The 20,811-nt window shown below is 66.9% G+C and carries 18 protein-coding genes and 1 tRNA gene; all 19 read right to left on the bottom strand.

Annotated elements, in window-relative coordinates; translation table 11 throughout:
- Positions 1–23: 23 nt before the first annotated feature.
- Positions 24–2,225 (bottom strand): serine/threonine protein kinase, encoded by a 2,202-nt coding sequence (locus Q664_RS10310; protein WP_043392891.1) that lies wholly within the window; start codon positions 2,223–2,225, stop codon positions 24–26.
- A gap of 47 nt (positions 2,226–2,272) precedes the next feature.
- A complete protein-coding gene (locus tag Q664_RS10305) occupies positions 2,273–3,256 on the bottom strand; it encodes a carbohydrate kinase family protein (protein ID WP_043392888.1) in 984 nt (327 codons plus the stop codon).
- A 24-nt stretch (positions 3,257–3,280) separates the two neighbouring features.
- On the bottom strand, positions 3,281–4,015 hold the full coding sequence (gene recO / locus Q664_RS10300) for a DNA repair protein RecO (protein WP_043392885.1): 735 nt from the start codon (positions 4,013–4,015) through the stop codon (positions 3,281–3,283).
- A 9-nt stretch (positions 4,016–4,024) separates the two neighbouring features.
- On the bottom strand, positions 4,025–4,414 hold the full coding sequence (locus tag Q664_RS10295; protein ID WP_043392881.1) for a helix-turn-helix domain-containing protein: 390 nt from the start codon (positions 4,412–4,414) through the stop codon (positions 4,025–4,027).
- Positions 4,415–4,432: 18 nt separating this feature from the next.
- Positions 4,433–5,182, bottom strand: coding sequence for a social motility TPR repeat lipoprotein Tgl (tgl, locus tag Q664_RS10290; protein WP_043392878.1), 750 nt, complete (start codon positions 5,180–5,182; stop codon positions 4,433–4,435).
- Between the two features lie 38 nt (positions 5,183–5,220).
- Positions 5,221–5,688: a hypothetical protein gene (locus tag Q664_RS10285; protein ID WP_043392875.1), complete on the bottom strand. Its 468-nt coding sequence runs from the start codon at positions 5,686–5,688 to the stop codon at positions 5,221–5,223.
- A 19-nt stretch (positions 5,689–5,707) separates the two neighbouring features.
- Entirely contained in the window at positions 5,708–6,436 is a 729-nt protein-coding gene (locus Q664_RS10280) for a hypothetical protein (RefSeq protein WP_043392948.1), read from the bottom strand.
- Positions 6,437–6,543: 107 nt separating this feature from the next.
- Positions 6,544–7,287: a lytic transglycosylase domain-containing protein gene (locus tag Q664_RS10275; protein ID WP_043392872.1), complete on the bottom strand. Its 744-nt coding sequence runs from the start codon at positions 7,285–7,287 to the stop codon at positions 6,544–6,546.
- Positions 7,287–7,631, bottom strand: a complete 345-nt coding sequence (locus tag Q664_RS10270; protein WP_043392869.1) for a phasin family protein — start codon at positions 7,629–7,631, stop codon at positions 7,287–7,289. The genes Q664_RS10275 and Q664_RS10270 overlap by 1 nt, the downstream gene beginning before the upstream one ends.
- 293 nt (positions 7,632–7,924) lie before the next feature.
- Entirely contained in the window at positions 7,925–12,145 is a 4,221-nt protein-coding gene (gene rpoC / locus Q664_RS10265; RefSeq protein ID WP_043392866.1) for a DNA-directed RNA polymerase subunit beta', read from the bottom strand.
- 105 nt (positions 12,146–12,250) lie between these two features.
- Positions 12,251–16,483, bottom strand: coding sequence for a DNA-directed RNA polymerase subunit beta (gene rpoB, locus Q664_RS10260; RefSeq protein WP_043392864.1), 4,233 nt, complete (start codon positions 16,481–16,483; stop codon positions 12,251–12,253).
- Between the two features lie 183 nt (positions 16,484–16,666).
- Positions 16,667–17,041, bottom strand: a complete 375-nt coding sequence (rplL, locus tag Q664_RS10255) for a 50S ribosomal protein L7/L12 (protein ID WP_043392862.1) — start codon at positions 17,039–17,041, stop codon at positions 16,667–16,669.
- Between the two features lie 86 nt (positions 17,042–17,127).
- Entirely contained in the window at positions 17,128–17,646 is a 519-nt protein-coding gene (gene rplJ / locus Q664_RS10250) for a 50S ribosomal protein L10 (RefSeq protein ID WP_043392860.1), read from the bottom strand.
- A 414-nt stretch (positions 17,647–18,060) separates the two neighbouring features.
- Positions 18,061–18,774: a 50S ribosomal protein L1 gene (gene rplA, locus Q664_RS10245; protein ID WP_043392859.1), complete on the bottom strand. Its 714-nt coding sequence runs from the start codon at positions 18,772–18,774 to the stop codon at positions 18,061–18,063.
- A gap of 38 nt (positions 18,775–18,812) precedes the next feature.
- Complete coding sequence (gene rplK / locus Q664_RS10240; protein ID WP_043392856.1) at positions 18,813–19,256, bottom strand: 50S ribosomal protein L11; 444 nt, start codon at positions 19,254–19,256, stop codon at positions 18,813–18,815.
- Between the two features lie 102 nt (positions 19,257–19,358).
- Entirely contained in the window at positions 19,359–19,901 is a 543-nt protein-coding gene (gene nusG / locus Q664_RS10235; protein ID WP_043392853.1) for a transcription termination/antitermination protein NusG, read from the bottom strand.
- A complete protein-coding gene (gene secE / locus Q664_RS10230; protein ID WP_043392850.1) occupies positions 19,901–20,344 on the bottom strand; it encodes a preprotein translocase subunit SecE in 444 nt (147 codons plus the stop codon). The genes nusG and secE overlap by 1 nt, the downstream gene beginning before the upstream one ends.
- Before the next feature lie 86 nt (positions 20,345–20,430).
- Positions 20,431–20,506, bottom strand: a tRNA-Trp gene (locus Q664_RS10225).
- A gap of 24 nt (positions 20,507–20,530) precedes the next feature.
- On the bottom strand, positions 20,531–20,695 hold the full coding sequence (gene rpmG, locus Q664_RS10220) for a 50S ribosomal protein L33 (protein WP_043392848.1): 165 nt from the start codon (positions 20,693–20,695) through the stop codon (positions 20,531–20,533).
- Positions 20,696–20,811: the final 116 nt, after the last annotated feature.

The raw sequence follows: 20,811 nt of genomic DNA, 5'->3' as shown, positions 1-20,811 counted from the left end.
AGCGTCAAGGACAGCCGTGACGCTCACTGCGCCTGCCAGTCGGGAAGATCGGAGACACGCACCGTCATGTCCGTCACCTGACCCGGCTTGATGGGGACGGAGATCATCTTGTTGACGCCATCCGGGTCCACCACCAGCAGCCGGTAGGTGTCCACGGGCAGCGGAACCTTGCGCAGCGGCGTGGTGCCGAGCTGATTCTCACCATCGAACACCGCGGCGCGGGGGATGGTGCGGAGCGTGAGCCAGCCGAGCTCCGCCTTCGCCGCGCCCTTGGCGGTGCGCGTGTCGATGATCTCGGGCTCGCCGTCGACCGGCGGCTCGGCCTCGGCGGTGGCCGGTTTCGCCAGGGCAGTGGCCGGTTTCGCCGGCGCGGCGGCTTTCGGCTTGGGCTCCGGCACGGTCTCGGCCGGGGCGAGGGTGGCCGGCTTGCGCGTCCGCTTGGAAACGGCACGGGTGGGCTCCGGCGCGGGTTCCGAAGCCTGGGCCACCACGGGCTCCGGGGCCGCCACCGGCTCCTGCTGCGCCGCGGGCTTCTGCGGGGGCTGTTGGGCCTGGGTCCCCTCCCCCGCCGCCTGCTCCGTGGGGGTCTGAGGCACGGGCAACGGCTCCGCCGGGGGTGGCCCGTGAGGCAGCTCCTCCCCCTTCAGACGCTCGAGCGCGGTGGCGAACAGCGGGGTCATCAGGGCCCGCGTCGGCGGGTGGTAGAAGGCGACGCCCACGGCCACGAGCAGCAGCAACAGGAAGAGCAACCCGCCCCAGCCCCTTCGCTGCTTCGCCAGCTCCGCCTGGGCCTCCGGGGACAGCCGGGCGCGCGCGGGCGGAGGGAGCACCTCGCGCTCCTCGGTCCCGGCGGCCTCGGCCTCGGTCTCCTCCGGGATGGCCACGGGCCGGAACCCTCCGGGGGCCCTGCGGACCGGCTGCGTCTTGTCGAGCGGATCCTCCTCGTCCTCCTCGGGCTCGGGCTCGACGGCCACGGGGCGGGAGAACGCTCCCCGGGAGGGAGAGCGCACGGGGGTGGCCACGGAAGAGGCCCGGCGCGGAATGGGAGCGGGCGTCTTCGCCGGAGGGGCCACCAGGGGGGCCACCTGCCCCGAGGGGGACTTCACGACACGCGTCGTGCCAGCCGCAACCGGAGGAGAAACCCGGCGCACCCGCTCCGTGGGATCTTCCTTGTCGGGAGCACCGAGCGGCACGGCGGGCTTCGCGACTCCCGTGTCCCGATCGATCTCGTTGGCGCTCTCCAGCAGCGCGCGCGTCTTCTGGAGCTTGTCCTCGAAGAGCTGGCGCATCACCGTGGCCATCTGCTCCTCGTGGAAGAACTCCGGCCCACATGCGGCCTCGATGGCACGGGCCAGCTCCCGGCCCGTGGCGAAGCGCCGCTCCGGCTCCCGGGCCAACGCGCGCATCACCACCTGGGACAGCGCCTCGGGCACGCGGGGGTTGAGGCCCGAGGGCGGGGGCACCTCCGCCGCGGCGATCTTCAGCATCACCGCCCCCTCATGGGCGCCGGAGAACAACCGGCGTCCGCACAGCAGCTCGTGCAGGATGATGCCGGCGCAGAAGAGGTCGCTGCGGCCGTCGAGCTGCTCGGAGCCCTTCACCTGCTCGGGGGACATGTAGCCGGTGGTGCCCTTCACCATGCCCACCTGCGTGCGGCCGAGCCGGCCCTTCGCCTTGGCGATGCCGAAGTCGATCACCTTCACCTGGCCTTCGAAGGTGACCATCACGTTCTTGGGTGACACGTCCCGGTGCACCACCGGCCGGGGCTTGCCCGAGGGGTCGGTGAAGTGGTGCGCGTAGTGGAGCCCGAGGCACGCGTCCCTCACGGCGCGGGCCGCGAAGCCCAGGGGCAGCGGGCGCTGCTGCTTGAGCGAGGCCTGGAGGATCTGCTCGAGGTTCTGCCCGGCGAGGAACTCCATGGCCAGGTACAGCTCCTCGTCCTCCTGGCCGAGATCGAAGACCTGGCCGATGTTGGCGTGCGCGAGGGCGGCGGTGATGCGGGCCTCGTCCAGGAACATGCGGACGAAGTGCTCGTCCTTCTGGACGTCCGGGAGGATCTGCTTCAGCGCGACGAACTTGCGGAACCCACCGGGCCCGGCGGTGAAGGCGAGGAACAGTTCGGCCATCCCGCCGACGGACAGGCGGGTGACGATCTCGTACTTGCCGATGCGGCGTCCGCGATCGGGGTCGAGACCCGCGATTCCTGGGTCCCCTGGGTTGGCCATTGCGGGGGCATTCTAGCGGTTGGGTCGCACCGGGTCGACAACGTGACTCAGGCCGGGTCCCGTAGCCAGGGGGGCAACACGCCGCCCATCGCCTCCCTGCCGGGCAAGCCCGCCACGGCCCCGAGATGCTCCACCACCCGGGAGCCCACGGCACAGCCGAAGGTGGCCAGAGCCTCCAGGTCCTCGCGCGAGGCCTCCGCGAGCGCCGCGTCATCCGCGTAGCGCCGCGAGAGCCCATGGAGGAAGGCCGCCGTGAAACCATCCCCCGCCCCGGTGGTGTCCACCACGCGGACCCGGGGTGCCGGAACGCGCACCACCTCACCGCGCCACAGGAGGACGGCGCCGGCCTCGCCTCGCGTCACCACGGGCAGCGCCACGCCCAGCCCCGAGAGGTGACGCAGTGCATCTTCCGGCTCCGTGCGGCCGGTGGCGAAGGCGATCTCCTCCTCGGAGAGCTTCACCACCGAGCACCGGGGCAGGAGAATCCGGAGCTGCTCGCGCAGCACCTCCAGGTCTTCCCACGCGTGGAGCCGGAGGTTGGGATCACAGCTCACGATGCGTCCCGCGGAGCGCGCGGCCTCCACGGTGCGCAGCATGGCCGCCCGGGCCTCGGGCAGCTTCAGCGAGTTGGTCCCGAAGTGCACCACGCGCGCGCTCCCGAGGAAGGCCGGGTCCACGTCCCGCTCGCTCAAGAGGAACTCGGCCGAGTTCGTGCGGAAATACGTGAAGCTGCGCTCGCCGCGCGCGTCGATGGAGATGAAGACGAGCCCCGTCCTGGCCTCGGCGGTCTGGCGCACGTGGCTGACGTCCACGCCCTCGGCGGCGAGGCGCTCGCGCAGGAAGTGGCCGAACTCGTCCTGGCCCACCACGCCCACGTAGGCCGAGCGGCCGCCCAACCGCGCCACGCCCACGGAGACGTTGGCCAGCGAGCCGCCGATGCTCGGCTTCCACGCCGTCACGTCGCGCACGCGCTGAGCGGACTCCGCGGGGAGGAAATCCACCAGACTCTCCCCGACACACACCACGTCCATGAGCCGTCTCCTGGAAGCCGCCCGTCAGTCCAGCCCCACCTGGGCCATGAAGTCCACGCTCTTGAGGCGGCGGCCCAGGTGGTGGGAGATGAAGACGTTGAGCACCCCGCGCGCCCGGGCCCGGAGCTCGGCCGGCAACGGGGTGCGCTGGCCCTCCTGCAGCGCGCGGAGCCCGGACAGCAGCTCCGCGGGGACGGCCACCGCGTCGCGTGCCCGGAAGCCGCAGGGCTCGCACACGGCGCCGCCATGGGCCTGATCGAACCGGGGCCGCTCCCCTGGAGGGCCACCACACAGCGAGCACGAGTCGAAGCGGGGCATCAACCCGGCCTGGGCCAGGGCGGACAGCTCGAAGGCCAGCAGCGAGGTGGGCCCGGCCTCCTTCGCGTCCAGCTTGCCCAGGTACGCCTCCAACAGCTCGAAGAGCTCCAGGTGCGGCTCGTGGTCACGCGTCAGCTCGCGGCACAGCTCCACGGCGTAGAGGGCGCGGGCGATGAGGGCCAGGTCCTCGCGGGCCCCGTAGTAGCCGGCCACGATGTCGGCCGAGTCCAACCGCACGGTGGAGCCGCGCGTCTCCACGAGTTGCACGCGCAGCCGCATGTAGGGCTCCAGCGCGCCGGCGAAGCGCCGCTTGCTCTTGCGGGCGCCGGCCGCGAAGGCCGTCAGCTTGCCGTGCTCGCGCGTGAGGAGGGTGACCAGCCGGTCGGACTCTCCGTAGTCCACCGTGGAGAGGACCAGCGCCTCATCGACGAAACGCTCCATGAATCCCCTTCAACGCGCGAGGGGGTTGGGTGCCTTCCCGGTCATCACCAGGGCCACGTACCCCCCCACGCCGAGCACCACCACCAGCAGCACCGCGAGCGCCACCCAGGCCCGCCTCCGCCGCTCGCGCTCCAGCACCACGGGGCTCGGCTCCGGCGTCGCCTTGTCCACCTCCTCGTAACGGAGGATGGCCTCTTCCGGCGCCAGACCGATGACGGTCGCGTAGGCGCGGATGTAGTTGACGACGAAGACGCGCGAGGGCAGCCGCTCCATCTGCCCTTCCTCGAGGGCGGCAATGAGGCTCGGGGAGATCTTCGTCACCTGCGACACCTCGTCGCGGGACAGGCCGCGCAGCTCGCGCTGCTGGGAGAGGTATTTGCCGAATTCGACGTGGTCCACGGCGGTGGGACTTTCTGGTTACAAGGCCTCGAGGAGCCGGTGGCAGTCGTCCTTGAGGACCTGGCTCTTCGCCTTGGCCTCGCAGGCGGCGAAGCTCTGCCGCGCCTCCTCCATCTTCCCCTGTTTCACCTGACAGGCGCCCTCGCGCAGGTAGGCATCGGCTACGTCCGGGCAGGCCTCACGATAACGTCCGAAGTAGCGGCATGCGTCGGAAACATGACCGGTCTCCTCATGGATGACACCCAGATTCTTGTAGCCCATGCAGAAGCCGGGGTTGGTCGTCACCGAGGCCTTGATGTTCTGCAGCGCGCGCTCCGTGTCACCCTTCTTGTAGAGGGCCCAGCCGAGGTTGCCCTGGGCGATGAAGGGCGTGGGGTACAGCATGTCGTTGAGGGACTGCTCGTACAGCTTGATGGCCTCGTCGTAGCGCGCCTGGGAGAGGTACACGTTGGCCAGGTTCGTCTTGGCCTCGGAGAAGCCCGGACGGTACTCCAGCGCCTTCTTGTAGTGCTGGATGGCCTCCTCGGGGCGGTTGAAGGCCAGGTGCAGGAGGATGGCCATGGCGTTGTGGGCCTCCGGGTACTCCGGATCCAGAGCCAGGGACTTCTCCATCTCCTTGTAGGCCTCCTGCACGTTGCCCGCTGCCTGGGCCTGGAGGCCGAGCTCGTAGCGGAGCTCGGCGCCGCGGCGCTCCTGCTCGGTGGGGACGTGCTTGCAGCCCACGAGGGCGAGCGCGAGGAGCCAGGCGGAGGAAAGACGGCGGTGCATGGGTTCAGCTCTTCTCTTCACGACGGGTAGGGGGTGCTTCAGAAGGAGGCCAGCAGGCGGCCCAGGTTCATCGAGGCGGTGCGCTTCTCGTCGGCGCGGCTCTTGGCGGCGCCCGGCACCAGCTTCGGGTCCTTGTAGAAGACGGGCAGCGTCTTGAGCAGCTCGTCCTGGCCCGGGGGCGGCAGGGAGCGGAAGTGCGCGTCGTCCATCATGAAGCCCATGGACTCCACGAAGGCGAGCGCCTCGGCCTCGTCCTGCTGGTAGTCATCCTGGCTCGCGGCGCGCCGGCCGGGGACGTACACGGCGCAGTCCTGGGCCTCGGAGAGGTACAGGTAGATGAAGACGGCGAAGCCATTCGCGCCGCGCAGACCCAACACGAAGGCCTGTGCCGGCCCCGCCGGCTTGCCGGGGATGGCCAGGTGCGGCGAGTTGATGGACTGGTACAACGCGAGGACCTGCTCGCGGCTGGCGGGCAGGCCTCGGAACCGCTCGTCGATGGAGAACACGTTCGGCGCTACCCCCGCGCTACCGCGTGATGAGGGTGAACTCCTCGGACAGATCTTCCGTCTCCGCCGCGGTGCGCTGGTAGCGGATGAGCGGGTTGTCGATCATCACGTTGCCGCCGCCCTCGTTGCCCTCGCCGATGATGACCTTGAACACATGCTGGGGAGATTCGCTCCGCCGCGAGCCGGCCGCCACTTTGCGGGCGATCATCAGCAGGGTGTTCTTCCCCGGCTGGAGCTCGCGGGTGATCTCCGCGATGACCTGGTCCTCGGCGCTGCGCAGCTTCCGCACCCAGCGGGAGTTGACGTAGAGGTCGACGTCGTACTCCGCCATACCCACCACGGGCTGCTCCGTCACGAGCCAGTAACGCCGGGTGATGCGCGCCGGGGCGGTGTCCACCGGGGCGGGCGCCGGAGCCGGGGTCGCGACGGCTGGAGCGGGCGCCGGGGCCGCTGCGGCCGGAGCGGGAGGCTGGGTCGCGGGAGCCACCGGAGCGGGCGCGGGAGCCGGAGCCGCGGCGACAGGAGCGGGAGCCGGGGCCACGGGGGCGTTCACCAGCTTCACGGCGTAGGCGGGAGCGTCGATGTGGACGTTGCCCTTGTCGTCGATGCGGACCGAGGCGACCTTCTCGAACTTCTGGTTCGTCACGCCGTCGATACGGACGCCGTTGAGGAACACCGAGCCGGCGAGAGCCGAGACGGGCAACAGCAGGGCCGAGAGGACGAGGGCGGGGATGGAGCGGCGCGGCATGATGAAGACTCCTCCGGGGTAGAAGCGATAGCGCACCCGCCCGGGGTGGACAAGCGCGTGTCACCGGAGACCGGGGCAGCCGCCCGGAAATTCAGACGGCTGCCTGCTCAGGGAGCCTTCTCTTCGGGGCTCTTCTCCAGGGACTCCCGCTGGGCGAGCGCCCAGTCACCGCCCAGCCCCTCCCCTTCCCGGAACCGCTTGAAATCACGGCGGACGAGCCGGGGATAGCGGCGGAAGGTGTCCAGCTCCCCCGCCTTCTTGGCCTGCCAGATGCGGGTGGGGCCGGCGTTGTAGGCCATGAGGGCCAGGTCCAGGTCGCCGAAGCGGTCGTTCAGCTCGCGCAGGTAGCGGATGCCCAGGCGCACACCCAGAGCCGGATCCGAGGCCACCTCCTCGCGAGACAGGCGCAGCCCCTGCTTCTCCGCGAGGAAGTGCAGCGTGCTGGGCTTGATCTGCATCAACCCCCGCGCGCCCTTCTCGGAGACGGCCTCCTCGGTGAAGTCCGACTCCACGTCGATGATGGCGAGGATCAGCAGCGGGTCATACCCGGATCGGCCGGACTCCTCGGCGATGGCGTGGACGATCTGCCGGCGCAGGGTGAGACCGAGGTCCGGAGCCCGCTTGGCGAGCACCGCGTCGATGAGCGCCGCGTCGGGGGGCGTCACCTCGAAGCGCGAGGGCTCGGCCACCAGCGGCACCTCGGGAGGGGTGAACAGGGGCACGGCCCGGGCGGAGAGCACCAGGGCCACTCCGGCCACCAGGGGCAGCTTTCCACACCCCGAGCCGAGTGCGTGAAGCCAGCGGAACAGCCCCTCCCCACGCCGCCCACCTGGAGCGGAGGGGGTGGCCATCACTTGCGCTGCCCCAGAGCGTCGATGCGCTCGGCCAATCGGATCAGCCGTGCCTCGATGTCCTGGATTTCCTCCCGACGGGGAATCTTGATGGTGAGCAGGGCGCGCTTCACACCCTCCTCCACGTTGTGCTCCAGGTCCTTGCGATGACCCGCCAACCGCTCCGTCAGCAGTCGGCCCTGGCGGCTCATCTCCTCCTGGCTCCAGCCCGCCAGATCGGCCACGCGCTGCACGGTACGGGCGGCCTCGTCCTCAGCGGTGGACACGGCCAGCAAGGCCTGGCTCCACACCCGCTCGAACGTCTCCGCCAGCGGGCGCTTCTGCGGGGTCTCCACCTTGTCCATGCAACGCTCTCCAGCACGGCTCCCCGGGCTCGAGTCCCGGAAAGCGGGGTAAGGACAACCGAGGTAAGCACACGTTTCGATTGAAGAAAACGCCGCCCATGCTCGCCCGCCTGCTCCAGGCGTCCACTGCTGGATGCTCGCCCGGGGGGCCCGGGTCGACCTCCGTGGTTCCCTCCGGCTTAGTGCACCGGCGCGTCAACCGTCAAGCCGTGAAACCGTAAAGAGCCGAAAAGAAAACCGCCACCCCAGAGCAACCGGAGTGGCGGCGGAGACATCAAGACGGTGGGTGCGGACTAGGCGGCACCGCTGGTCTGGGAGCCCTCGGGCCGGCCGCCGGTGGGGGGCAGGCTGGGAGCCACGTCGTCCTCGTGGGCGATGGCCAGGGCGGCCTCCATCTCGGAGATCTCGTCGGCGGGGCTCTCCACCTCGATGTCGAGGTACTTGTAGTTGGGGAGACCCGTACCGGCGGGGATGAGCCGGCCCATGATGACGTTCTCCTTGAGGCCGCGCAGGTAGTCCACCTTGCCGTTGATGGCGGCCTCGGTGAGCACCTTGGTGGTCTCCTGGAAGGAGGACGCCGAGATGAACGACTCGGTGGAGAGCGAGGCCTTGGTGATGCCGAGCAGCAGCGGCTCGCCGACGGCGGGACGCTGATCCTTGGCCATGACCTTCTCGTTCTCCTCCTCGAACACATACTTCTCGACCTGCTCGTCGACGAGGAAGCTGGTGTCGCCCACGTCGGTGACGCGCACGCGGCGGAGCATCTGCCGGACGATCACCTCGATGTGCTTGTCGTTGATCTTCACGCCCTGGAGCCGGTAGACCTCCTGCACCTCATCCACGAGGTAGCCCGCGAGCGCCTTCTCGCCGAGCACCTTGAGGATGTCGTGCGGGTTGGCCGAGCCCTCCATCAGCGCCTCGCCGGCCTTCACCCGGTCACCGGCGTGCACGTTGATGTTCTTGCCCTTGGAGATCAGGTACTCCTTGGCCAGGTCGGTGCGCAGCTCGCCGTTCACCTCGGGGGTGAGGATGAGCTTGCGCTTGCCCTTGGTGTCCTTGCCGAAGGACACCACACCGTCGATCTCCGCGATGGCGGCGGCGTCCTTGGGCTTGCGGGCCTCGAAGAGCTCGGCCACGCGGGGCAGACCGCCCGTGATGTCCTTGGTCTTCGTGGTCTCGCGAGGCACCTTGGCGATGACCTCACCGGCGTGGATCTCATCGCCGTCGTTGACGGTGATGATGGAGCCCTGGGGCAGGAAGTAGCTGGCCGGGGCCTTGGAGGAGATGAGGTTCTTGGTGTTGCCCTCCTCGTCGCGCAGGGTGATGCGCGGACGGGCCTCGGGGTCCTTGGACTCGACGACCGTCTTACGGCTGAGGCCGGTCACCTCGTCCAGCGACTCGTTCATCGTGACGCCTTCGATGATGTCCTCGAAGCGCACGGTGCCGCCCACCTCGGTGAGGAGGGGGATGGCGAACGGATCCCACTCGGCCAGCAGGGTGCCGGCCTCGAGCTTCTGGCCCTCCTTCACGAGGATGCGGGCGCCGTAGATGACCTGGTAGCGCTCGCGCTCGCGGCCGGTCTCGTCGACGATGACGAGCTCGCCGTTGCGGTTCATGGCGACGAGGCTGCCGTCCTTCTTCTGGACCGTGACGAGGCCGGAGAACTTCACCGTACCGGCGTTGCGGTTCTCGAGGCTGGACTGCTCGGCGCGCCGCGTGGCCGCACCACCGATGTGGAAGGTGCGCATCGTGAGCTGGGTACCCGGCTCGCCGATGGATTGCGCCGCGATGACGCCGACGGCCTCACCCACGGACACCTTGCGGCCACGGGCCAGATCACGGCCGTAGCACTCCACGCAGATGCCGCGCTTGGCCTGGCAGGTGAGCACCGAGCGGATCTTCACCTTGTCGAGACCGCTGTTCTCGATCTTCTTGACGCGGTCCTCGTCGATCTCCTCGTTGGCGCGCACGAGCACGTCATTGGTGACCGGGTCGAGGATGTCATCGAGGGCCACGCGGCCCAGGATGCGCTCGCCGAGCGGCTCGATGATCTCGCCGCCCTCGACGAGGGCGCCGATGAACAGGCCGTCCATGGTGCCGCAGTCGTACTCGTTGATGATGGCGTCCTGGGCCACGTCGACGAGACGGCGGGTGAGGTAACCGGAGTTGGCCGTCTTGAGGGCCGTGTCCGCGAGACCCTTGCGGGCGCCGTGGGTGGAGATGAAGTACTGGAGCACCGAGAGGCCTTCACGGAAGTTGGCCGTGATGGGGGTCTCGATGATTTCACCGGACGGCTTGGCCATGAGGCCGCGCATACCGGCCAGCTGACGGATCTGCTGGGCGGAGCCGCGGGCACCGGAGTCGGCCATGATGTAGATGGGGTTGAACGACGGCTGCTTGCGCACCTCGCGCTTGCCGTCCTTCTCGCCCACGGCCTCGTCCTGGGAGATCTGCTGCATCATCTCGGCGGCCACCTTCTCGGTGATCTCCGCCCAGATATCGATGACCTTGTTGTAGCGCTCGCCGTCGGTGATGAGACCCTCGAGGTACTGGTTCTCGATCTCGGCGACCTCCTTGCGCGCGAAGTCCAGGAACTCCTGCTTCTTGGCAGGAATGATCATGTCCTTGAGCGCGATGGAGATACCGGCGCGGGTGGCGTTGGTGTAGCCGAGCGACCGGATGCGGTCGGCGAGCAGCACCGTCTCCTTCTCGCCGGTGAGGCGGTAGCAGAGGTCGATGAGGGCGCCGAGCGACTTCTTGTCGAGCACCTTGTTGATGGCGTCGAAGCCCACCTTGCGCGGCACGATGTCCCAGAGGAGGACGCGGCCGACGGTGGTCTCCTTGCGCTTGCCGAGGATGCGGCAGACCACCTTCGCCTGCAGGTGCACCTCGCCGTGGTCGTACGCGGCGCGGACCTCGTCGGGCGAGGCGAACACACGGCCCTCGCCGTGAGCGAACTCGCGGGCGCGGGTCATGTAGTAGATGCCGAGCACCATGTCCTGCGTGGGGACGATGATGGGCTTGCCGTTGGCGGGGCTGAGGATGTTGTTGGTGGACATCATCAGCACGCGGGCCTCCATCTGAGCCTCGATGGAGAGCGGCACGTGGACGGCCATCTGGTCACCGTCGAAGTCCGCGTTGAAGGCGGCGCACACCAGCGGGTGCAGCTGGATGGCCTTGCCCTCGATCAGCACGGGCTCGAAGGCCTGCATGCCGAGGCGGTGCAGCGTGGGCGCGCGGTTGAGGAGGACCGGGTGCTCGCGGATGACGTCCTCGAGGATGTCCCAGACCTCGGGACGCTCCTTCTCCACCATCTTCTTGGCGCTCTTGATGGTGGTGACGTACCCCTTCTCCTCAAGCTTGTTGTAGATGAACGGCTTGAAGAGCTCGAGCGCCATGATCTTCGGCAGGCCGCACTGGTGCAGGCGCAGCTCGGGACCGACGACGATCACGGAACGGCCGGAGTAGTCCACGCGCTTGCCGAGCAGGTTCTGACGGAACCGGCCCTGCTTGCCCTTGAGCATGTCGGACAGCGACTTCAGCGGCCGCTTGTTGGGGCCGGTGATCGTCTTGCCGCGGCGGCCGTTGTCGAACAGCGCGTCCACGGCCTCCTGGAGCATCCGCTTCTCGTTGCGGATGATGATGTCCGGGGCGTTGAGCTCCTGGAGCCGCTTGAGGCGGTTGTTGCGGTTGATGACGCGGCGGTACAGGTCGTTGAGGTCCGACGTGGCGAAGCGGCCACCGTCCAGGGGGACGAGCGGACGCAGGTCGGGCGGGATGACTGGGATGACGTCGAGCATCATCCACTCCGGCTTGTTGCCGGACATCCGGAAGGCCTCGGCGACCTTGAGGCGCTTGGCGTACTTCTTCTTCTTGGCCTCCGAGTTGGTCTCGCGCATGTCGCGGCGGAGATCCTCGGACAGCCGGTTCACGTCGATCGACTTGAGCAGCTCGCGGACAGCCTCGCCGCCCATGCCGGCGGAGAAGGAGTCCTCACCGTGCTCCTCGTAGAGCCGGTGGAGCTTCTCCTCGCTGACGAGCTCGCCGCGCTGCAGCGGCGTCGCCTTGGGGTCGATGATGATGTAGCTCTCGCAGTAGAGGACCTTCTCGAGCTCCTTGAGCGTGATGTCGAGCAGGTTGCCGATGCGCGAGGGCAGCGACTTGAGGAACCAGATGTGCGCCACGGGCGTGGCGAGCGTGATGTGGCCCAGGCGCTCACGACGCACCTTGGACTGGATGACCTCCACGCCGCACTTCTCGCACACGACGCCGCGGTGCTTCATGCGCTTGTACTTGCCGCAGTTGCACTCGTAGTCCTTCACGGGGCCGAAGATGCGGGCGCAGAACAGACCATCCCGCTCCGGCTTGAAGGTGCGGTAGTTGATCGTCTCCGGCTTCTTGACCTCGCCGTGCGACCACTGCCGGATCTTGTCCGGCGACGCCAGCGCGATGCGGATGGCGTTGAACGAGAGCGGATCCTTCGGCTTCTCGAAGAAGTTGAAAATGTCCTTCACGGTGCCTCCGAATTTCTTCTGAGCGCGTGAGCGCGAATTCGTTTCGCCTGGGCCGCCAGCGCCCGCCCGCTGAGGGAGCGGGCGCCGGGGGTCAGGCACGCTGGACTAGGCCTCGGTACCGGTCTTCACGCGGTCCTCGCCGTCGCCACCACCACCACCGAAGTCTCCGGAGAAGGAGCGCTGGCGCTCGGGGGGAGCGCTCTCCAGCAGCTCGACGTCGAGCGCGAGCGACTGGAGCTCCTTGAGGAGCACGTTGAACGACTCGGGCAGGCCGGACTCGAGGACGTTGTCGCCCTTGACGATCGCCTCGTACATGCGCGTGCGGCCCACCACGTCGTCGGACTTGACGGTGAGGAACTCCTGGAGCGTGTACGCCGCGCCGTAGGCCTCCATCGCCCACACTTCCATCTCTCCCAGACGCTGGCCGCCGAACTGGGCCTTGCCGCCCAGGGGCTGCTGCGTGACGAGCGAGTAGGGCCCGATGGAGCGGGCGTGGATCTTCTCGTCCACCAGGTGGTGCAGCTTGAGGATGTACATGACGCCGACGGTGACGTTCTGGTCGAACGGCTCACCGGTGCGGCCGTCGAAGAGCACCATCTGGCCGGTGCGCGGCAGGCGGGCCTCGTCGAAGAGCGAGTGGATCTCCGTCTCGCGCGCGCCGTCGAACACCGGCGTGGCGACATGGATGCCCCTCTTCAGGCGGTAGCACAGGCTCTTGACCTCGTCGTCGGACAGCCCGTCCACGAAGTCGCCGAAGGCCTTGTCGTCGTAGACGACCTTCAGCTGCTTCTTGAGGTTCTCGCCGCTGTAGTTCTCCTCGATGTAGCGCTGGAGCTGCTCGCCCACGCCCTTGGCGGCCCAGCCCAGGTGCGTCTCGAGGATCTGCCCGATGTTCATGCGCGAGGGCACGCCCAGCGGGTTGAGCACGATGTCCACCGGACGCCCGTCCTCGAGGTACGGCAAGTCCTCCTCGGGGAGGATGCGGGAGACGACGCCCTTGTTACCGTGGCGGCCGGCCATCTTGTCGCCCACCGCCAGCTTGCGCTTGATGGCGACGTACACCTTGACCATCTTGATGACGCCCGGCGGGAGCTCATCGCCCTTCTTGATGCGGGCGATCTTCTCGCCGAAGGCCAGCTTCACGGCCTCGGTGGTCTCCTCCAGGTTGCGGAGGATGTCGCGCAGCTTGCCGTCGAGCGGATCGCCGACGGAGATCTCCGTCCAGTACTTGTACGGGACGGTGGCGAGCAGCTCGTCGGAGACGATGTCCCCCTTCTTCAGGAGGATCTTGCCCTTGTCGTCCACGAGCTTGCCCTGGATCTCCTTGCCACGGAGCATGAGGCGCAGGCGGCCGTAGGCGCTGTCGCGCAGGACCTTGATCTCGTCGTTCTGGTCCTTGAGGAGCTTGGCTTCCTCCATGGACTCGATCTGCTTGGCGCGCTCGTCCTTCTCGACGCCCTTGCGGCTGAACACCTTGGCGTTGATGACGGTGCCCACCACGCCGGGGGGCACGCGCAGCGAGCTGTCGCGCACGTCGCCGGCCTTCTCACCGAAGATGGCGCGCAGCAGCTTCTCCTCGGGGGAGAGCTGGGTCTCGCCCTTCGGGGTGATCTTGCCCACGAGCACGTCGCCGGGCTTCACCTCGGCGCCGATGCGGATGATGCCGCTCTCGTCGAGATCCTTGAGAGCCTCCTCACCCACGTTCGGGATGTCGCGGGTGATCTCCTCCTTGCCGAGCTTGGTATCGCGCGCGATGCACTCGAACTCCTCGATGTGGATGGACGTGAAGACGTCCTCCTTGAGGATGCGCTCGGAGATGAGGATGGAGTCCTCGAAGTTGTAGCCCTGCCACGGCATGAACGCGACGACGACGTTCTGGCCCAGCGCGAGCTCGCCGGTCTCGGTGGCGGGACCGTCGGCGATCACGTCACCCTTCCGCACCCGGTCGCCCTTGCGGACGATGGGCTTCTGGTTGAGGCACGTGTTCTGGTTGGAGCGCTGGTACTTCAGGAGGTTGTAGATGTCGACCTCGCTGGAGATGTCGAACGCGCCCGCGGCGGAGTCCGCCTTCACGACGATGCGGCTGGCGTCCACGCTCTCCACGATGCCATCGCGCCGGGCCACGCAGGTGACGCCGGAGTCGCGGGCGACGATCGCCTCGATGCCGGTGCCCACGAGCGGAGCGGCGGTGCGCAGCAGCGGAACGGCCTGGCGCTGCATGTTCGAGCCCATGAGGGCGCGGTTGGCGTCGTCGTTCTCGAGGAACGGGATGAGGGAGGCGGCCACCGACACCAGCTGGTTCGGGGACACGTCCATCAGGTCCACTTCCTCGGCCTTGGCCTGGACGAACTCACCGCCGCGGCGTGAGGACACGAGGGCGTTGATGAACTTGCCCTTCTTGTCCGTCTCGGCGTTGGCCTGGGCGATCGTATGCTTCTCCTCCTCGAGGGCGGAGTAGAAGGCCACGTCACCGGTGACCGAGCCGGCCTCCACCTTCTTGTACGGCGTCTCGACGAAGCCGAACTCGTTGACGCGAGCGAAGGTGGACAGCGAGGCGATGAGGCCGATGTTCGGACCTTCCGGCGTCTCGATGGGGCAGATGCGGCCGTAGTGCGTCGGGTGCACGTCGCGCACCTCGAAGCCCGCGCGCTCGCGGGTGAGGCCGCCGGGCCCGAGGGCGGACAGACGACGCTTGTGCGTGACCTCGGACAGGGGGTTCGTCTGGTCCATGAACTGCGACAGCTGGCTGGACCCGAAGAACTCCTTGATGACCGCCGTCACCGGCTTGGCGTTGATCAGATCGTGCGGCATGAGCGTCTCGATCTCCTGGAGGCTCATGCGCTCCTTGATCGCCCGCTCCATGCGCACCAGACCGATGCGGTACTGGTTCTCCAGCAGCTCGCCCACCGCGCGCACACGGCGGTTGCCGAGGTGATCGATGTCGTCGATCACACCCTTGCCGTTCTTGAGGTCCACCAGGTAGCGGATGACCTCGAGGATGTCGCGCTTGGTGAGGATCTGCCCGTCGAGCGGCTCCTCGAGGCCGAACTTGAAGTTCAGCTTGAGGCGGCCGACCTTGGACAGGTCGTAGCGCTCGGGGTTGAAGAAGAGGTTGCTGAACAGGTTGGTGGCCGTCTCCGGCGTCGGGGGATCACCCGGGCGCAGGCGGCGGTAGATCTCCATGATCGCCTGCTCGGGCGACTCGATCTTGTCCAGCATCAACGTCTCACGCAGGTAGGGACCCACGTTGAGGTTGTCGATGAAGAGGACCTTGAACTCCTTGATCTCGCGCTTGAGGAGCTCGTCGATCTTCTCCTGCGAGACCTCCTCGTTGCACTCGAGGATGACCTCACCGGTGTTTTCGTCCACCACGTCGTAGGCGGACACCTTGGTGAAGAGCTCGTCCGCGTCGATGGGGAGCGTCTTCATCTTGGCCGCCTCGAGCTTCTTGATGGCGGCGCGGGTGAACTTGCGGTTCTTCTTGACGATGATGTCGCCCGTCTTGGTCTTGATGTCGCGGGTAGCGCGCTGACCGGGCAACAGCTCCAGCTCCACGGACTTCTCGAAGTCGGTGTTGCTCTGGAGGTAGATGGTCTCCGTGGCGTAGTAGTAGTTGAGGATCTCCTCGGTGGAGCCACGGAACTCCAGAGGGTTCTTCTTGGCGGTGTCCGCCACCGCGCCCAAGGCGCGGATGAGCACCGTGGCCGGCAGCTTGCGGCGCCGGTCGATGCGGACGTACAGGATGTCCTTGTGGTCGAACTCGAAGTCGATCCACGAGCCGCGGTACGGGATGATGCGGGCGTTGTAGAGCAGCTTGCCCGACGAGTGGCTCTTGCCCTTGTCGTGGTCGAAGAAGGCACCCGGGCTGCGGTGCAGCTGGCTGACCACCACGCGCTCGGTCCCGTTGATGATGAAGGTGCCGTTCTGGGTCATCAGCGGGATTTCGCCGAAGTAGACCTCCTGCTCCTTCACATCGCGGATGGACTGGGCGCCCGTCTCCTCGTCCTTGTCCCAGACGACCAGGCGCACGACGACCTTGATGGGTGCCGAGTAGGTCATGCCACGCTGGTGGCACTCATCCACGTCGTACTTGGGCTTCTCGAGGTGGTAGCTGACGAACTCGAGCGAGGACGTCTCGTTGAAATCCCGGATGGGGAAGACCGACTTGAAAACTCCCTGAAGCCCGATGTCCTCACGCTTCTCCGGCGGGATATCAGCCTGGAGGAACTTCTCGTAGGACTGCTTCTGGATGTTGATGAGGTTGGGAATGTCGATGGTCTTCGCGATCTTCGCGAAGGTCTTCCGCACTCGGAAGTTGTTCTGGATCTGCGTCGGCATTCGAACTCCGGGGCGAGCAAGCTCAGGCGGGGCGAGCTTGGGTAACGCGCAGCGGCAGCGGAAAATTTAGAGATACGGAAAGGGCAAAGCCGGCGCACCCTTTCCGGGCACGCCGGCCTGCTCATCCGGTCAGGAGGCGGCGGGAATTTTCCGAAACCCGTCGCCAACCTGAGTCACAACAAACTACTTGATGTCGACCTTGGCGCCAGCCGCGGTGAGCTGGTCCTTGATCTTCTTGGCGTCGTCCTTGTTGACGCCCTCCTTGACGGTCTTCGGGGCGCCCTCGACCAGGTCCTTGGCCTCCTTCAGGCCCAGGCCGGTGATGGCGCGGATCTCCTTGATGACGTTGATCTTGTTCGCGCCGGCGTCGGCGAGGATGACGTTGAACTCCGTCTTCTCCTCGACGGGGGCGGCGGCGGCGGCGGCGGGGCCAGCGGCCACGGCAACGGCGGCGGCGGAGACGCCCCACTTGTTCTCGAGCTGCTTCACGAGCTCGGCGGCCTCCATCACCGTGAGGGTGGAGAGCTGGTCAACGATCGCATTCAGGTCAGCGGCCATTTCAATGTCCTTCTTGTTCTAGCGGCCTGCCTCCCCATGGGGAGGAAAAGGCCAGAGGTTTGCGGTGGGTCTGCTTCTGGGGGCTATTACTGGGGCTGCTTGTCCACGTTCGCCTGGAGCACGCGGGCCAGCTGGGAGCCGGGGGCCGCGATGGTGCGAACGAGCTTGCCGGCAGGCTGGTTGAGCATGCCGAGCAGCTGGGCGCGGAGCTCGGGCAGACCGGGCATCTTCGCCAGGGACTTCACGCCCTCGACGTCGACACGGCGGCCCTGCACGGACGCGCTGCGGACCTTGATGGTCTCGAGATCCTTGATGAAGTCCACGAGGATCTTCGCCGGGGCCACGACGTCGTCGTAGCTGATGGCGATGGCCACGGGCCCCACGAAGTCCTCGGCGATGACCTCCACCGGGGTACCCTTCGCGGCGCGCTTGGCCAGCGTGTTCTTCAGGACCTTGTAGTCCACCTTGCCGTCGCGGAACTTCTTGCGCAGCTTGGTCACGGTCTCCACGTTCAGCTTGGAGAACTCGGCGACAATCGCGGTCTGAGCCCTCGAGAACTTCTCGTTGAGCTCCTTGATCAGTTCTTCCTTCTCGCTCTTGATCACTTGGTTTCACCTCCTCACGACACCCACCCGAAGGCGGGCTGGATTACCTGGGCCACGCAAGTGGCAGAGCGAGAGGAGCCCCGTAAGGCACCACACCGCACCTCCAGTCTCGGCAGGGCGACTCCGCGAGTCGTTTGAACCCTGGGTGTTCTTCGTGACTCCGACCGGTTGTCCGGTTGCCAACGGAGGGCACGAGTCCCACCCCGGGTCCCTGCTGTCTGGGACCAGGGATGTTGAAGCGTCCCGTCTCATCGACGTGGCGCCTCAATTGCAAAAGCCGGGGCGCTATACCCGCGGCTTCGCGAAACGTCCAGCAAATTATGACTGCGGGCGTCAATCAGACGACGAAAGGGGCCTCCCGGATGAAGAGGCCCCCCTCTGTCTGGACCGACGACCCCCCTGCCCTACTCCTGACTACCGGTGGCGGGCGAGGATCTCGTTGGTGTCGATCTTGATGCCCGGGCTCATGGTGGCCGAGATGGCCACGCCCTTGAGGTAGACGCCCTTGGCGGTGGCCGGCTTGAGCTTCATCACCAGGTCCACCAGGGTGTTGAAGTTCTCGGTGAGCTTCTCCGGGGTGAAGGAGGCCTTGCCGACCTTGACGTGGACGATGCCGGCCTTCTCGGCGCGGAACTCCACCTTACCGCCCTTGGCGTCGCGGACGGCCTTGGCCACGTCCATGGTCACCGTGCCCACCTTCGGGTTGGGCATGAGGCCACGGGGACCGAGCACCTTACCGAGGCGGCCGACCACACCCATCATGTCCGGGGTGGCGATGACGGTGTCGAAGTCGAGGAAGCCGCCCTCGATGCGCTTGGCCAGCTCGTCGCCGCCGACCACGTCAGCGCCGGCACCCTCGGCCTCGGTGGCGCGCTCGCCCTTGGCGAACACGGCCACGCGCACCGTGGCACCCGTACCGTGCGGGAGGACCACGGCGCCACGGACCATCTGGTCCGCGTGCTTCGGGTCCACGCCGAGGTTGAGCGCCACCTCGACGGTCTGATCGAACTTGGTCCCGCGAAGGGCCGTGGTCTCCTTCAGGAGAGCAAAGCCATCGGCGATGGTGTAGCGCTTGTTGCGGTCCACCTTGGCGGCGGACGCGCGGAACTTCTTACCGGTCTGAGGCATGGGAAATATCCTGTTTCAGAAGGAGTGGAGGGAGAGGGTCAGACGACGTCGATGCCCATGGAGCGCGCGGTGCCAGCGATGGTGCGCTTGGCGGCCTCCAGAGAACCAGCGGTCGTGTCGTCGATCTTCTTCTTGGCGATCTCCTCGAGCTGCTTCTGGGTGATCTGCCCCACCTTCTCCTTGCCCGGCTTCTTGGCGCCCGAGCCCTTCTTCTTCTCGGTGTGCAGGCCCGCCGCCTTCTTGATGAGGACGGCCGCGGGAGGCGTCTTCAGGATGAAGGTGAAGGAGCGATCCTGATACACGGTGATGATGACCGGGATGATCAGGCCTTCCTTGGCCTCCGCCTGGGTCTTGGCGTTGAACTGCTTGCAGAACTCCATGATGTTCACGCCCTGCTGACCGAGCGCGGGGCCGATCGGCGGAGCGGGGTTCGCCTTACCGGCGGGAATCTGCAGCTTGACCTGCCCTGTGACCTTCTTCATTTGCTGAAAACTGCCTTTCGAGACGGTGGTTCACACGGGCCGCTTGACGGGCGGCCCTCCCACCCTGGGTATCCCCGAGCGCTCGCACGCCGGGGAAGACTGCTAGCCGGTGGTCTTCTCCACCTGCATGAAATCGAGCTCCACCGGCGTGGCGCGGCCGAAGATGCTCACGAGCACCTTCACGCGACCCTTCTCCGCGTTGACCTCCTCCACCGTGCCATTGAAGTTGGCGAAGGGGCCGTCGATGACGCGGACGGTGTCGCCGTCGGAGAACTGCACCTTCGGCTTGGGCTTGAGCGTGCCCTCGGAGATTTGAGAGGTGAGCCGGGCCACTTCCTTGTCGGAGATGGGCGTGGGCTGCTCGTTCTGCGCCGCACCGGGGAAACCGGTGATCTTCGGCGTGTTCTTCACGAGGTGCCAGGAGCGGTCATTGAGCTCCATCTGCACGAAGATGTAGCCCGGGAAGAACTTGCGCCGGGACGTCTTCTTCTCGCCCTTCACCATCTCGACGACCTGCTCCATCGGAATCAGGATTTCGCCGAACAGGTCCTGCAACCCCTCGAGACGAATGCGCTCTTCCAGGCTCTTCTTCGCCTGGTTCTCGAAGTTCGAGTAGGTGTGGACCACGTACCATTTCATCGCCATTACAACTTCCCCCAGATGGCGGGTATCCACTCAACCATAAGGTTGTAGGCGAGGGTGTCGATGCAGAAGAGCAGGACGGCCGCCACAACGGAGGCGACGATGACCGCCACGGTCGACGCCTTGGTCTCCGCCCAGGAAGGCCAGGTGACCTTCATCAACTCGGAGGCGACCTCGAGCGAGAGGACGTGCGTCTTGGGATGCACGTAGGCACCCACCACGAGCCCCGCGGCGAGCAGGAAGCCCACCAGGGTGGAAACCTGCCAGTCGACACCGTCGATGATGACGGGGTCGCTCCAGCCGGCCCGGGCCCAGATGAGACCGCAGACGTGCTCCAGGAAGAGCGCGAAGATGAGACCCGCGATGAGGAAGAAGATGACCACGAGCCGCTTCGGGTCCATCCCTGAACGGTTCGCCTGCTGGCTGGCCTCGGATGCCGCTGCCATGATTCCTCGCTGACTGAAAACTGCCTGATCCCGGAAACACAGGGACCCCCGGTACCTGGGTACCGAGGGTCCCTGCAACTAACAACTGGCAGGCCAGGAGGGATTCGAACCCCCAACACGCGGATTTGGAGACCGCTGCTCTACCGTTGGAGCTACTGGCCTAAACACCCGACCACAACAACCGAACTAGACCTTACCTTCCTTATGGACGGTATGCTTCCGGTCGCGGGGGCAGTACTTGCTCAACTCGAGCTTGTCCTGGCTCTTCCGCTTGTTCTTGGTGGTGTAGTAGTTCCGCTCCTTGCACACCGTGCACTCGAGCGAGATGATGCTGCGGTTACCCTTGGGCATGGCTTGAACTCGATAAGCACGAGGGGAAAGCCGTTTATCACAGCTCCCCCCTCGGGGTTAACCACCTGTTGGGACGGGCCGGAAGCCCGCCAGCCAACTAGGCGATGATCTCGGCG

The sequence above is a fragment of the Archangium violaceum Cb vi76 genome (assembly GCF_000733295.1).
Taxonomy (GTDB): Bacteria; Myxococcota; Myxococcia; order Myxococcales; family Myxococcaceae; genus Archangium; species Archangium violaceum.
Note: the sequence above shows the minus strand (reverse complement) of the source record. Positions and strands in the feature narration are given on the sequence as shown.

What these genes read in the sequence shown, in the direction of transcription:
- Q664_RS10310 (WP_043392891.1), bottom strand. Translation starts at nt 2,225, where the DNA reads ATGGCCAACCCAGGGGACCCAGGAATCGCGGGTCTCGACCCCGATCGC.
- Q664_RS10305 (WP_043392888.1), bottom strand. Translation starts at nt 3,256, where the DNA reads ATGGACGTGGTGTGTGTCGGGGAGAGTCTGGTGGATTTCCTCCCCGCG.
- recO (WP_043392885.1), bottom strand. Translation starts at nt 4,015, where the DNA reads ATGGAGCGTTTCGTCGATGAGGCGCTGGTCCTCTCCACGGTGGACTAC.
- tgl (WP_043392878.1), bottom strand. Translation starts at nt 5,182, where the DNA reads ATGCACCGCCGTCTTTCCTCCGCCTGGCTCCTCGCGCTCGCCCTCGTG.
- Q664_RS10280 (WP_043392948.1), bottom strand. Translation starts at nt 6,436, where the DNA reads ATGCCGCGCCGCTCCATCCCCGCCCTCGTCCTCTCGGCCCTGCTGTTG.
- Q664_RS10275 (WP_043392872.1), bottom strand. Translation starts at nt 7,287, where the DNA reads ATGGCCACCCCCTCCGCTCCAGGTGGGCGGCGTGGGGAGGGGCTGTTC.
- Q664_RS10270 (WP_043392869.1), bottom strand. Translation starts at nt 7,631, where the DNA reads ATGGACAAGGTGGAGACCCCGCAGAAGCGCCCGCTGGCGGAGACGTTC.
- rpoB (WP_043392864.1), bottom strand. Translation starts at nt 16,483, where the DNA reads ATGCCGACGCAGATCCAGAACAACTTCCGAGTGCGGAAGACCTTCGCG.
- rplL (WP_043392862.1), bottom strand. Translation starts at nt 17,041, where the DNA reads ATGGCCGCTGACCTGAATGCGATCGTTGACCAGCTCTCCACCCTCACG.
- rplA (WP_043392859.1), bottom strand. Translation starts at nt 18,774, where the DNA reads ATGCCTCAGACCGGTAAGAAGTTCCGCGCGTCCGCCGCCAAGGTGGAC.
- rplK (WP_043392856.1), bottom strand. Translation starts at nt 19,256, where the DNA reads ATGAAGAAGGTCACAGGGCAGGTCAAGCTGCAGATTCCCGCCGGTAAG.
- nusG (WP_043392853.1), bottom strand. Translation starts at nt 19,901, where the DNA reads ATGGCGATGAAATGGTACGTGGTCCACACCTACTCGAACTTCGAGAAC.
- secE (WP_043392850.1), bottom strand. Translation starts at nt 20,344, where the DNA reads ATGGCAGCGGCATCCGAGGCCAGCCAGCAGGCGAACCGTTCAGGGATG.
- rpmG (WP_043392848.1), bottom strand. Translation starts at nt 20,695, where the DNA reads ATGCCCAAGGGTAACCGCAGCATCATCTCGCTCGAGTGCACGGTGTGC.